The organism is Siminovitchia sediminis, assembly GCF_042680885.1.
Taxonomy (GTDB): Bacteria; Bacillota; Bacilli; order Bacillales; family Bacillaceae_C; genus Siminovitchia; species Siminovitchia sediminis.
The window spans coordinates 230,675-244,562 of sequence record NZ_JBHUEO010000004.1; the positions used below are offsets into that span (position 1 = coordinate 230,675).

General features: G+C 39.6%; 11 protein-coding genes. All 11 read right to left on the reverse strand.

What is annotated here, in order from left to right; translation table 11 throughout:
- Positions 1-61: 61 nt before the first annotated feature.
- Positions 62-931, reverse strand: coding sequence for a 2-oxoacid:ferredoxin oxidoreductase subunit beta (locus ACFSCZ_RS02505; protein ID WP_380772154.1), 870 nt, complete (start codon positions 929-931; stop codon positions 62-64).
- Positions 912-2,675: a 2-oxoacid:acceptor oxidoreductase subunit alpha gene (locus tag ACFSCZ_RS02510; protein ID WP_380772155.1), complete on the reverse strand. Its 1,764-nt coding sequence runs from the start codon at positions 2,673-2,675 to the stop codon at positions 912-914. The genes ACFSCZ_RS02505 and ACFSCZ_RS02510 overlap by 20 nt, the downstream gene beginning before the upstream one ends.
- A 182-nt stretch (positions 2,676-2,857) precedes the next feature.
- A complete protein-coding gene (locus ACFSCZ_RS02515) occupies positions 2,858-3,889 on the reverse strand; it encodes an NAD(P)/FAD-dependent oxidoreductase (RefSeq protein WP_380772156.1) in 1,032 nt (343 codons plus the stop codon).
- Position 3,890: 1 nt separating this feature from the next.
- Positions 3,891-4,994 carry a M20 family metallopeptidase gene (locus ACFSCZ_RS02520; protein WP_380772157.1) on the reverse strand — a complete coding sequence of 368 codons (1,104 nt, stop codon included), beginning with the start codon at positions 4,992-4,994 and terminating at the stop codon, positions 3,891-3,893.
- A gap of 33 nt (positions 4,995-5,027) precedes the next feature.
- Complete coding sequence (locus ACFSCZ_RS02525; RefSeq protein WP_380772158.1) at positions 5,028-6,467, reverse strand: APC family permease; 1,440 nt, start codon at positions 6,465-6,467, stop codon at positions 5,028-5,030.
- 154 nt (positions 6,468-6,621) lie between these two features.
- Positions 6,622-7,794, reverse strand: a complete 1,173-nt coding sequence (locus ACFSCZ_RS02530) for an iron-containing alcohol dehydrogenase family protein (protein WP_380772159.1) — start codon at positions 7,792-7,794, stop codon at positions 6,622-6,624.
- A gap of 21 nt (positions 7,795-7,815) precedes the next feature.
- The gene (locus ACFSCZ_RS02535; RefSeq protein ID WP_380772160.1) at positions 7,816-9,246 is read right to left on the reverse strand and encodes an aldehyde dehydrogenase family protein; all 1,431 of its coding nucleotides are present in this window, start codon (positions 9,244-9,246) and stop codon (positions 7,816-7,818) included.
- A 26-nt stretch (positions 9,247-9,272) separates the two neighbouring features.
- Positions 9,273-10,013 (reverse strand): gamma-glutamyl-gamma-aminobutyrate hydrolase family protein, encoded by a 741-nt coding sequence (locus tag ACFSCZ_RS02540; protein WP_380772161.1) that lies wholly within the window; start codon positions 10,011-10,013, stop codon positions 9,273-9,275.
- 21 nt (positions 10,014-10,034) lie between these two features.
- Positions 10,035-11,888 (reverse strand): helix-turn-helix domain-containing protein, encoded by a 1,854-nt coding sequence (locus tag ACFSCZ_RS02545; protein ID WP_380772162.1) that lies wholly within the window; start codon positions 11,886-11,888, stop codon positions 10,035-10,037.
- Between the two features lie 25 nt (positions 11,889-11,913).
- Positions 11,914-13,314 (reverse strand): glutamine synthetase family protein, encoded by a 1,401-nt coding sequence (locus ACFSCZ_RS02550; protein ID WP_380772163.1) that lies wholly within the window; start codon positions 13,312-13,314, stop codon positions 11,914-11,916.
- A gap of 255 nt (positions 13,315-13,569) precedes the next feature.
- Positions 13,570-13,740 carry a DUF1059 domain-containing protein gene (locus ACFSCZ_RS02555; protein ID WP_380772164.1) on the reverse strand — a complete coding sequence of 57 codons (171 nt, stop codon included), beginning with the start codon at positions 13,738-13,740 and terminating at the stop codon, positions 13,570-13,572.
- Positions 13,741-13,888: the final 148 nt, after the last annotated feature.

Below are 13,888 nucleotides of genomic sequence, written 5' to 3' on the forward strand. Positions count from 1 at the left end.
ACATTCTATCTATTGGACAATAATCTAGGTCTTCCCCATAGCAGCTCTCTGTTATACAGCTTTACATAAATTCGTTAACTAGTTCTTGGAAAAACTCAGTCTCCAAGTTTAATTTCGTATGCGCCAAAGGTTTTTCGTTATATCCTTTAACCATGTCCTGATATGATGGGCGCTCTTCCTGATAGATGATCCCCGTTACAAGACTATTGTTTTCCATTAATGTGTTCATGGCCATGGTACGATCCGTGGGGTCATAACCGTCAATATCGCTTAATTTGATAAGGTTTTGTTTAAACCAATCATACGTATTTAGTTTATTATAGGTTACGCATGGGCTGAACACATTTACGATGGAAAAGCCTTTATGCTGAATCGCCGCTTCAATTGTTGCCGTCAAATCCTTAATATCTGAAGAAAAGCTTTGCGCTATAAATGTCGCCCCGCTAATTAATGCCGTTTCCATCGGAGACAGTGCCTTTTCAATGGATCCGTCCGGAGTGGAAGATGTAATAAAGCCATCATCAGACCTTGGTGATGTCTGTCCTTTTGTTAATCCATAGACCTGGTTATCCATCACTATATATGTCAGGTCCATATTCCGGCGCATGGCATGGATCGTATGACCAATCCCAATCGCAAATCCGTCTCCGTCCCCGCCGGCAGCGACAACAGTGAGATCCCGATTAGCCATCTTAATTCCCTGGGCGACAGGAAGCGCCCTTCCATGAACACCGTGGAATCCATAGGACCTGATATAACCCGATATGCGTCCGGAGCAGCCAATTCCGGAAACAAGGACCAGTTCTTCTGCGGTGAGCCCAATATTTGCCGCAGCACGCTGCATGGCAGCCTGGACCGAAAAGTCGCCGCAGCCGGGACACCAATTGGGCTTTACTCCATTTCTAAAGTCCTTAAATGTTGAGGTGCTCATGTTCCAACAACTCCTTGCTTCCTTCATAAATATGTTCTGCATAGAATGGGTCACCATCAAACTTTAATTGACTATGAATTTTATCGACTTGGCCCACGTTCATCTTGATCAGATGGGCCAACTGTCCGGTCGCATTGTTTTCCACAACTAATACTTTATTGGCTGATTCAATATAAGGTCTTAGCTGATCTGCCGGGAACGGGTGAATCAGCCGTACATGCACATGGTTCACTTTGACGCTTTCCTGCTCCAATTGTTCCATCGCTTCCTCAATGGCACCCCTCGTTGAGTTAAACCCCATCAATAAAAGATCAGGTTCTTCATGAGGGGCATGGACTGCGATCGGATTTGGAAATGTGTCAGCCAAGCGATCCAGTTTGCGCATTCTTTTTTCCATTTGTTTCTTCCGGTTCACCGCTGTTTCATTCGGCCGTCCCTCTTCATCATGCTCCAGCCCTGTCACATGGTGGATCCCATTTTTGGTTCCCGGAAGGACTCTCAATGAGACCCCGTCTTCAGTGAGCAGAAAACGTTTAAAATAGGTAGACTTATCTTCTTGTTCTCCAACGGTATCGATCAGTTTTCCCCGGCGAATCTGGACTCTATCCGGATCAAAAGGAGCTACGGTCTGCTTCGATAAGGAAAGCTGAAGATCAGACAGCAGAATGACCGGACACTGATATTCCTCCGCAATATTAAAGGCCTCAACTGTATCATAAAATGCTTCTTCTGCTGTACTCGGGGCGAGGACCACTTTGGGTATGTCCCCGTGAGTTCCATAAACCATCTGCATCAAATCCGACTGTTCTTGTTTGGTCGGCAGCCCTGTGGAAGGGCCTCCCCGCTGTGTATCCACGACAACTAGCGGTGTTTCTGTCATTCCGGCAAGTCCGATCGCTTCCATCATTAAAGATAATCCCGGACCGGCAGAGGCCGTCATCGAACGAACCCCCGCGTAGTTTGCTCCAATCGCCATCGTCACTGCCGCAATTTCATCCTCTGTTTGAATGACTGTTCCGCCAACCTTTGGCAACTTTTTGATCAAATATTCCATAATATCCGATGCAGGTGTGATGGGGTAGGCAGGCATAAGGCGAACCCCTGCAGCCAATGCTCCAATGGCAATGGCGTCATTTCCGATCATGAACATCCTTCTGATGCCATCGGGCTTTGGAAGGATGAAGGAGGAATTCTCGTCTCCGAGACTTTCTCTCATGTACGTATAGCCTTCCTGCATCACCTTCATATTTTTCTGAACCATCTCTTCGCCTTTTCTTCCAAAAATCTCTCGGACAACGCTTGTAAAGACGTCAACTTCAAGATTCATCACAGCACAAGTCGCTCCAATGGCCACCATATTTTTCATTAACGAAGTACCATGTGCAGAAGCAATATCCGTAAACGGAACGGAATACAGAGTGGCTTTTAAACTCTCCGGCTTTTCAGGACCGAATTTTGCATCCGCTATAATCAAACCTTCTTCAGTCAGTTCATAATGATTGACATCAATAGTTTCCTGATCAAAGGCAACGAGAATATCAACGTTGCTGGATACTGCGTTCACCTCTTCAGTACATACGCAAATTTTATTATTCGTATGGCCGCCTTTAATCCTTGAGGAGAAGTGGCGATATCCATATAAAAAGTATCCGAGTCTGTTTAGACCAACAGAAAAGATTTCTCCGGTGCTTTCAATCCCTTCTCCTTGCTGACCGCCGACTTTCCAGACGATTTGTGTTTTCATAGTAGATTCCTCTCTTTTTGGTAGCAGATTTCCTTTATTTATTGAGTCTCCTGTTGAATGGAATCCTGCCTAGACAGAGACCTGCTTCATGGTCCCAACCTCCATTCAATCTCCTCGCTAAGTTTACAATCAGAGATGTAATCAGAACGGAAACATCAGCAACACATTAACTGTTGCTTCCATCATTTATCAATTTTGCTAAATTCTTTTGTTACTTTCTCGAAAACGTTAGTACTATGTGGTGCCAGGACGCGAGTGTTCGGTTCAATATATGCTTTTGCATGACTAACCGCAGTAGTTGCATCACCAAAGCCGTTGACTATTAGCTTAATTTTTCCATCGTAGGTAATGATGTCCCCGGCAGCATAAATTCCTTCTATATTTGTTTCCATTTTAGAATTGACCACAATGGAGTTTTTTTCGATATTCAATCCCCAGTTTTTGATATGTCCCAAGGAGGAAATAAAACCGTAGTTAACTACTACCTCGTCAACTTCTAAAGAAAATTGCATACCTTCCTGTTCCAAAAGCAGTCCCTTCGCCTTATTGCCATCTCCTATAACTTCTTTTACAGCACAGGGAGCGAGTATATCAACAGTAGATTGATATAGCTGATTAGTACTGTGTTCATGAGCCCTAAATTTATCCCTTCGGTGAATAATCGTTACTTTTTCTGCCAATGGCTCTAACATAAGCGCCCAATCAACTGCTGAATCTCCACCTCCAAGAACTGCCACTTTCTTTTTTGAAAATGATGCTAAATCATCAATATAATAAGAAACGTTTCTTTCTTCATATTGGTCTGCGCCTTGGGCTTCTAATTTCCTCGGTTGAAAAGCCCCACATCCGGCAGTAATGATAATAGACTTACTTCTATGGACATTCCCCTGTTCAGCTTCAATATGAAAAGTGTCATCTGACAGCTTTTGGACATCCGCCACTGTCTCATTTAACACTATAGCCGGGTTGAATTGGAAAGCCTGTTCTTTTAAATTCTCAACTAATTCATTTGCCAATATTTTAGGAAAACCAGCTACATCGTATATATATTTTTCCGGATATAAAGCACTTAACTGTCCGCCTAATTGCGGTAAACTTTCAATGATTTTAACGGACATCTGTCTCATTCCGGCATAGAATGCCGTAAACAATCCAACTGGACCGGATCCGATAATCGTTACATCATACAACTTGTCATCATAACTTCCAGGCATTTTAATAGACCTCGCTTTCGGTTAATTCGCAAGATGAAATATTAGTAATAAAATTTTGTAATATATCAATAAGCAAAACAAGGGAATCAAGACTAACATATTCATTATCACCATGCTGTCCCTCCCCAGAAGGACCAAATTCCACAGCGGGGATTCCTTGTTTAGCAAAAAACCGAGAATCAGCTGTTCCGTCCTGACCAAATAATTTCGGCGTCTTACCATATGATAAACCCATTAAACGACTTAATTGCTGTACATAGTCATTATCTTTTAGAACTTTAACAGGCGGATAAATATTTAAAATCTTATACCGGCCCGGACCGACAATTTGTTCTACTTCCTTTAAAACATCTTCAGGATCCTGTTCAGGCAAAAATCTAATCTCTACTGTAATAGTACATCTATCAGGTACTGAATTGATCACATGACCGCCTCGAATTCGGGCCAAGTTAACTGAGTAATTCGGAAAAAATTCAGATCTGCTTTTCGTAAAGTGAGCATTTTTTATTTTTTCATATAAGTTCACAGCATTTATGATGGCGTTTTCTCCTAACCAAGGTCTGCTGCCGTGCGCTGCTTTTCCAAGAACTTCTATCTCTAATTGAATGACTCCTTTACACTCTATCCCGATATTCAAATCTGTAGGCTCAAGACAAATAACAAAATCCCCAGTGTAACCTTGTTCCGCAAAGTACGATGTTCCATAATGTCCTCCTGTTTCTTCATCCGGACAAAATTGAAACATTACTTTAATACCAAGATTCTTATTTTTTAACTCTTTTGCCAGTATCATCATGATTGCAACAGATCCCAGCATATCAAGCGCGCCTCTTCCATATAATCGATCACCTTCCACAAATGGGGCAAACTGTGGAGGATGTCCCTGGACTACATCAACATGCCCGTTCAAAACTAGAGTTTTATTCCCTTCGCCTATGGTCAGAACCACCATTTGATACTGGCTATTTATGAGAATTTCAGGCTGCAAGTCATGTGCCTGCAGCCAATCAAAAATAAAATCCATACATTGATTTACATTTTCTTGATTATATGTTTTAAATGAAATGAGCTTAGAAGTTAATATTTCAATTTCTTGTTTAATCAAATGATCACCACTTCACCTGGTTATTGTGAATCATTATTCAAACTGGCCAATTCTATTGTAGGTTTCTAGTTTATTTTTCTTTAACCAAATAGAATAAATATAGGCTAAAACATATACTGTTAATACATAAAAAGGAATTAGCTTTACGACAATACTATCTGACTCGGCAAGGAAAGTAATATTTTGAATCAATAACACAATAACGATCGCTTGGGTAATAGCACCGATCCCTGGAGCAACTATAGTTCTGAGATAATCACCGGGAGACTTGCGTCCGATTCGGTTAAAGTAACCTATAACAGCAAGAGAGACGCAGAATTGTACTGTCAAGATGGCTAATGTTGCAATAATGGCCATCCACGTTCCAAGCCCTAATAATGGTTCTGATCCAGCTAAAGCAAAAGCACCTACAATGAAAAACGCAATAAACAACTGGGCAGTGGAAGCAATGTAAGGCGATTGGTAAACAGGGTGTGTCTTTCCAAGTGCCTTAGGCAGGATCCCCTCCCGTCCAAATACATAGAAATACCTGGAAGCATTATTATGAAAAGCAAAAGCACAAGCAAAAAATGCTGTAACTGCAAAATAATCCATAAACGTTCTAAATACTGGACCTGCGTACGATTCGGCTAAAACAAAGAAGTAGGAGCTTGTATCCTGCGTAGCTATGAGATGTGCCTCCTTACCAAACCCTAATATAGACATAAAAGCTGAAAAAGTGTAAAAAACACCGAGAAGGATAACTGCAGTATACGTAGCTTTTGGAACACTCTTTTTCGGATCTACAGTCTCTTCACCATATATAGCCGTACCTTCAAAACCAATCCAGGACCAAAAAGCTAGAAAAAACCCCACACCCAGTGCAGGTGCAGCTGCTAACTCCATTGGATTGAATGCATAAAACTGAATTCCTTCGGCGCCGCCATTACCTAAAATTGCAAAATCTACAATTAATATGAGAAGCAACTCAATCATTAAAGCTAATCCAAGAATTTTTGCAGTTAAAGTAACTCTAAAATAAGAAATTGCAAATATGATAAATAAACCGCAAAAAGAATATGCATACCATGGAAGCTGTAATCCAAAGTGGTTTGCAAATAATTCGGTTGCAAAAAATCCTAAGCCTCCCAATATCGCGGCCTCAATTAATGCATAACAGAATAATGAGGCAAATCCCGCTGAAAGACCCAGCGATTTTCCTAAGCCCTGTGTAACAAAAGTATAAAAAGCTCCCGCTGCAGTTATCCTCTTTGCCATTTCAACATATCCAACTGAGAAAACGAGCAGGATTATTGTAGCCAATGCGTAGACAAGAGGAGTAGCCAGCCCCGCTCCGAAGGATATTGATAGTGGAATGTACCCGGGAACAACTACCATGGGTGCTGCACTGGCCAAAACCATTAGAACAATATGAAAGTAGCTGAGGGATCCTTTATACAATCTATTACTCTCAGTACTTTGAATATTATCCACCCTTACTTCCGCCACAGCAGTTTTAGCAGCATCTTTCATACGATCAAACCCTTTCAATATTTAAATTTACTATGGTTTACCTCTCGAATTCAGAATGTTCAGTCACATATAGATATAACATTCTTAAGATGCCGCTTCTATGGAGCGTATTCATTTATACGTTTACCTTCATCCCTCTATCTGTCAATTGATAAGCTGATTCAAATGCTGTTAGAACTTCATCCCTTGTCCACGGTACAGGTGATTGAGTAATAAAGAAATCCTCCATTGTCCTGTCAGCCAATGTTTTAATATCTTCTTCTTTAACACCCACATCCCGTAAAACAGGGATATCAATCTCGGCAATAATCCTTTTTATTGCCCTCACAGCCCTGGAACCATCTTTTGAACCGTCTTCTGCTTCACCGAGCGCGTCAGCAATGCGCTCCATCAATTCAGGGATATGCTTTCTCTCCCGTTCCATTGTCTCCGCTAAGACAAGTCCGACTGTAAGTCCATGCGGCAAGTGGTACATTCCACCAATGGCCTGTCCCAATGAATGCTCTGCTGTACAGTCAGATATATTCATAGCCAACCCTGCCATCAGGCTGGCACATGCCATATTGGACCTGGCATTCTTATCTTTCCCATTCTTAACAACTGCTGCTAGAGATTCTTTGGAAAGGCGGATTGCTTCTAAAGCAACTGCGTTTCCGATAGGTGTTCTCACCTTTGCCATAACTGCAGCAATCGCTTGTGCGACAGCATCAATTCCAGTATAGGCGGTGATTGATTTAGGGAGTCCGTATGTTAAAACAGGGTCAACGATGGCATATTGTGCTCTTATCAAAGGATTGGCGAGTCCTACCTTCACATTTGTCGTAGTATCCGTAATTACAGCTCCGCCTGAAACTTCAGACCCTGTACCGGCAGTCGTAGGCACTGTAATCAATGATATTTCAGGTTTAACATATTCTTTATCTGATTTAATAAACTCAGACAATTTCTGATTTTGAGTAATACTCAATCTCGCGGCCTTTGCAGAATCAATCACTGAACCTCCCCCGATAGCAATCACAACATCGGCATTCGACTTTTTCAATTCTTCAGCAATCTGCTCAACATTTGAGATCGTTGGTTCTCCTGGTTCCTTTTCGTACTTCACGACATTGAGCTTGCTAACCGCAGATTTAATTTCAGGAATAATTTCTTCAAGGCCCTTATCAATTACAAGAAACGCTTTTTTCAACCCGTCGGCTTCCATGATTTCCGCCAGCTGCTCAATTTTTCCTTCCCCGAAAATCACATGGACAGGCAAGTGATTCATAAAATCATCTATTTTTTCCATAGTTTCTTCATCCCTTCACTATTACTCATAGGCTATAAAAACTGTTTTCAATTCACTATAATGGTCCAAGGCAGCAAGGCCCAGTTCCCTTCCGATTCCTGACTGTTTAACGCCTCCGAAAGGCGCCTCCAAATGAACGGATGACACGGAATTAACAGAGAGTACACCTGTCTTTAATTCCCTGCTCATTCTAAATATACGTGAATTGTCATTTGTCCAAATTGATCCAGATAGGCCGAATGGCGTATCATTGGCTAAATTCAGAACCTCTTCCTCTTCATCAAAGGTTATAATAGATGCAACTGGACCAAATATTTCTTCTCTTGCGACTGCCATATCGTTTGTCACGTTTGTTAAAATGGCGGGTTCAAGGAAAAAGCCATTTTTGTTCGTATGTTCAGGTATTTTTCCCCCGTATAAGAGTTCTGCACCCTGTTCCATCCCTTTATCAACGTAGCTTAATGAAGTATGTCTTTGGTGGCTCGAAGCCAGAGGACCTAGTTCAGTATCTTTATTTTCAGGGTCACCAACTACTAGAGCTTTTGTATATTCAGTAAAGTAATCAACAAATGTATCATAGATATTTTTTTGAACAAATATCCGTGATCTTGCACAGCAGTTCTGTCCGGTATTTTCAAAAACTCCGCTTACTGAGGTGTACGCAGCTTTTTCAATATCTGCATCGTCAAAAACAATACTTGGAGATTTTCCACCTAATTCCAGGGATACATTTTTAATCGTATCAGCAGCTTTTTTCATAATTTGGGCGCCAACTTCTGTAGAACCTGTAAAACTTAACTTTTCTATTAAAGGATGTTCCGTCATCCGATCGCCCACAACAGAGCCCGGACCTGGTACAACATTTAAAACGCCTTCTGGAATGCCTACTTCTAAAGCCAATCTACCAAGCTCTAAAGCAGTTAGCGGAGTCAAGCTGGCTGGCTTCAATACAATGGTGTTACCGCAGGCTAATGCGGGGGCAATTTTCCACGATGCGATGGGCAATGGAAAGTTCCACGGAGTGATTAACCCAACCACCCCAATTGGCTCACGGAATGTCAGCAGCTGGCCATCTCCCTGTGTTGGAATTGTGTGACCCATGTGTTTATCGACGGCTCCGGCATAATAATAAAATGTTTCTGCTACTGATTGAACCTCCCCCAATGTATCTCTGATTGGTTTACCGACATTCTTTGTTTCTAGCATAGCCAGCCGATCAGCGTTACTTTCAATTGCTTCTGCCAATTTCCGAAGCAGCCGTGCTCTATCTCTAGGCTTTATCCCTTTCCACTTTGGAAAAGCTTTTGCAGCAGCTGAAACAGCCTTCTCAATCTCTTCAGGTCCAGCCTGAGGAACGGTTGCTATGATTTCCCCATTTGCCGGATTCAATATATTCAGTAATTCACCTGTACTGGACTTTCCCAGCTTGCCATCAATGATTAACTCATACATGATATCCACATCCATTTATTTTTATTTCAGCTCAAAATTTTTCCGCTGCTCATTTTTCCGGCTTCAGAAACAAAGTACTTAAAAAGGGGCATGTTGGTTTTATAATCTTCTTCAGGATGCCATTGAACTGCTATACAGCAAGGATGAGCCGGAAATTCAACGGCTTCTATCAGACCAAGCTCATCGACACCTGATATAATGAGCCCTTCTCCAAGCCTGTCTATTGCCTGATGATGACTGGAAGGGACGATTGTTTCCTTACCAAATATATCCATTAATCGTGTCTCTTCTTCAACATAAACCTTGTGATAATGGAATGCACTTTCCCTGCCTGCCCCTGTATGGGGCTTTTCAGTTCCGTAAACATCAGGAACGTGTTGAAGTAATGTGCCTCCTAGAGCCACATTCAAGAGCTGTAACCCTCGGCATATTCCAAGTATCGGTAAACTCTGGTCAAGAGCCGCTCTGATTAAAGCTAATTCAGTCTCGTCTCTTAATTTATCCGTTTGAACTGTTTCAGGGTGAGGTTCCTGACCGTATAATTCAGGAGTTACATCATTGCCGCCAATGACAATTAAACCGTCTAAAGAGTCCAGTATTTTATTGGGATCTTCTATGTATTTCTGGGAAGAAGGAACAATAACCGGACTCCCTCCCGCTTCAAAGACAGCATTCAAATACGTATTTGGCACCACCACAGATGACACTTCTGTCCATGTTGGTATCGCGGCAGGTATTCTGTAGCTAGTCAAACCTATTTTTGGCACGCGATCAACCCCCTTCACACTTTATAAGTGATTCATACTTCTATTAAAATCCCGTATCTTGATTGCTAATTGTAAAGGGAACCAAAGCTTCTCATTTGAAAGATCAATAGAAAGTATTTCTTCAATTCTTTTAAGCCTTTTATATATCGTATTTCTATGAGCGTATAATTCATTGGATATTTTCTTTATATTACCGGCATATTCCAAATAAATAGTCAGCGTTTCTAACAATAAAGAATCTTTCTCATCATCATGTTTGGCCAATTCATTTATTTTAGTTCGATAAGGATCTCTTAACTCCAAACCTTCACCAAGCTTACTAAGATACAAATAGTAGGAAATATCCTCTAACATATAAGTATTACTGTTTCGATATAAAGAAGATCCTATCTTTACGGCTTCACGAGCCTCTTTCATTGCTATTTCATAGTGTTCTATCTCAGTAATAGGTTCAGAGATTCCTATTGTAATTTTAAATCGATGGCTTTTTTCATAATTTTTTTGTAAGTGAACAAGCTCGTTTTTTAAGTTTTTTATAAAATAGGCATCTGGTGCGGGGCTTAAAATGCTGAATTCAACATCGTTATTTGCAAATAAAAACCTCGTTCCAAAAGTACCAATTACTTGATTTAAATCTTTATAAAATGTTTCTTTAAATTCCTCTGTTAAATCCTGCTCTGTTTCACTAATATGTCCAAGAATGATCACATGGCATGCTTTGGGGTTTAGATTGTATTTTCTTAGTGTATTGATTAAATTTGAATCAGTTAAACTTCCCCGTTCTAAATCATAAAAGAAGTTGTTAATTTCATTTCTTTTTTCAAAATGTTCTTCGAGAATCTTATTTTTTATAACAAGACCGGTATGATTGGCAACAACTTGTAAAATGGTTTGATCTTCAACTGAAAATGATTTTTCATTGCTAAAACACTGGATATTGCCCAAATAATCGTTCCCACTAAATATTCCAAGGGAAATTTTATATTTAAATAGGCGATAGACATGGTCTTCCAATTCTTTTTGCAAATTTTCATCAGTAATTTCTTTGCCTAAAATATCACTGCTGATTTTGATAATATTTTTTTGTGCAATCTTTAGTACATCTTCTGACTTAGGATTAAAGATACGAAAGGAACTTTTAATAATCGGCCTGCTTGTAAATAAACCATTTGATATTGTCGATACTGCTAACTGCGAATGCAAGACATCCCTGGCTAATTCTGTGATCAATTCTAAAGTGCGTGAAAGCGTGTAGTCTGAGGTACTATTAATAGATAATGTTGTCAACTTCTCAAGGACATATGCCTTTTTATTTACCATCTCATATAATTTGGCATTTTCTACTGCTCCAGCAACAAGCAGCCCAATTCTTTGTGCCATCTTTATATGATCTTGAATAAAATGATTTTTCTTTGAAGAGTAGATACTGATAACCCCAATAAGCTTATGTTGATTTGAAATAATAGGAACACACAACATAGACTCATAGTCATTTTCCCCCAACGATGGAGTGTATATAAACTTAGGATCTTCCCACAGTCTTTCCTTGATTAAATAGGGTTCTTGATTTAAAGCAACATTCCCTGTTACCCCTTCCCCTATTTCAAGTCTAAGTGTGTTTTTATAAGCATAGGCTATACTCTTCGTAGCTGCGGATAATACTACTTCCATTGTATCTTCTTCAAGTAAGTAGATAAAAGAGTCATCAGCATCAACAGCAGAGGCGGTAATTTCAACAATTCTTTCTAGAACATTATCAAGATTTAAGGAAGAGCCGACTGTCATAATAATATCTTCAAGAGCCTTTATTTCACTTTCTAATGCTGAACTTATTTGTTGCTGTTTATTGTGATTAAATAGTTCCTCTTTTGACATTACCAATCTTACTCTCCCCTTTACACTATACTCTTTCTAAATATCTCTTTTTCTCCCACTCGGTTACTGTTTTTCGGAATTTCTCAGATTCCCATTTTCTTGTATAAATAAATTGATTTAAAAACTCTTCGCTGAAATAAAGATGAGCTACTTCACTATTTTCCAATACCTCAATAGCCTTATCCAGTGTCAGAGGAATAGGTGTCAAACCTTCCTGTACATAGGCATCTCCATCTGTTCTATTCGGCAGATCAATTTCATTTTCAATTCCGTAAAGAGCGGAAGCCATAAAAGCTGCTAATGTCAAATATGGGTTTGCATCAGCTCCAGGAATTCTATTTTCAATTCGAATTGATTTTGAATCTGTACTAATCACCCTTAAAGCAGTTGTCCTATTATCTACTCCCCACGTTACGTTTACGCCTGTCCAAGAGCCTGTTACCAGTCTTGAATAAGAATTAATTGTAGGGCAATACATCGCAGTAAAATCCGGTAGTGTTTTAAGAAGACCGCCAATTACATTTTCCATTACGGAAGACATGCCTTGCTTTGACCTATCCCAGTACAAGTTTACATCCGGACTATCTATAGACATGATGCTTTGGTGGATATGCCCGCTTGATCCCGACATATTTTCATCGAATTTGGCCATAAATGATACAGTCAAACCATGCTTAGCTGCAATTTCTCTTATCGCTGTTTTATATAACATGACTTTATCAGCAGTATCTAGCGGGTCACTATGATTAACACTCATTTCAAATTGTCCTTCCCCTGCCTCATACATGAACGACTCTACAGCGATGCCATATTCCTTCAGATATTCAGTAATTTCATCGAAAACTATTTGAACTTCCGGAATTTCTACTAAACCGTAAGTGTTCATTAACGACGTAGCCGGAATTAGGTTACGATAATCTTTTTCCTTAATGGATTGATCTGTTTCTTTAAAAAGATAGAATTCTAGTTCATAACCAAAAGAAAATTGATATCCAAGTTTTTCGGAACGTTCTATCATCTTTTTAAGTACTGTTCTCGGAGCAACTTCTACTAACTCTCCGTTTATTTGATATAAGTCTCCAATCATCGTTGCTGTGTTTTGCCCCCAAGGTTTATACCTGAAAGTCTTTAAATCCGGCTTTATATACACATCAGGAAACCCATTCCCCCAACAAGAAAACAGACCATTATCAGAATAAATTTCATCTGTGATATCCCAGCCAAACAAAATATCACATAAAAAAGATCCTTTTTTTACTGCATTACTTATTAAATAATCTGAAGTTAGAAATTTTCCTTTATATCTGCCATCCATATCCGGGATTCCCAAACTAATCATTTTAACATTCCTAGAATTTATTTCTTCTTTAATTTGTGTGAGCAGCTCCTTATTATCAGAAACTTGAGGCTTTATATTTACAGACATTAGTACTCCTCCTTTTTACCTCCAATATAACCGCTTACATTTATGCTTTAATTTTTTATTCTACAATGTTTTTTTCAATAAAACCATCGAAATTCCAGTAACATTCGACAATTTTTATTGTTAAAAAAGTTAATTGTAGCTTTTAACAGAGATATTCATTTAAAAATAAGGTGAAAAAAAGAGGTGTAACTTACCAATTATACATTATAAGCCCACCTCCTTATTTGTAAAAATACTTAACTTGACTTTGAAGTTTTATTTACTGTTGGCAGATAACTCATAAGCCCCTGTCAATATGAACTCTTCCACTTCGAAGCTGTCATGGACACTGCCCATGTGTTCCTGTACTTGTTCAATTAATTCTTCTTCTGTCTCCGCCTTTGCAACAAAGGTGCAGCCATCTTCCAAACATTCATAAGCTTTCATTTTTCTCCCCCCTTATTAACCTACGTATTGTCAAAACTTTTATATTAAATAGGCTATAGAATGTCTTTATAGCGGGCTTTATAAGCAAAAAAATTGCCACCCCCTGAATTCTAAGGATAATTGAAGTTACTACACACCCAAAAACCTA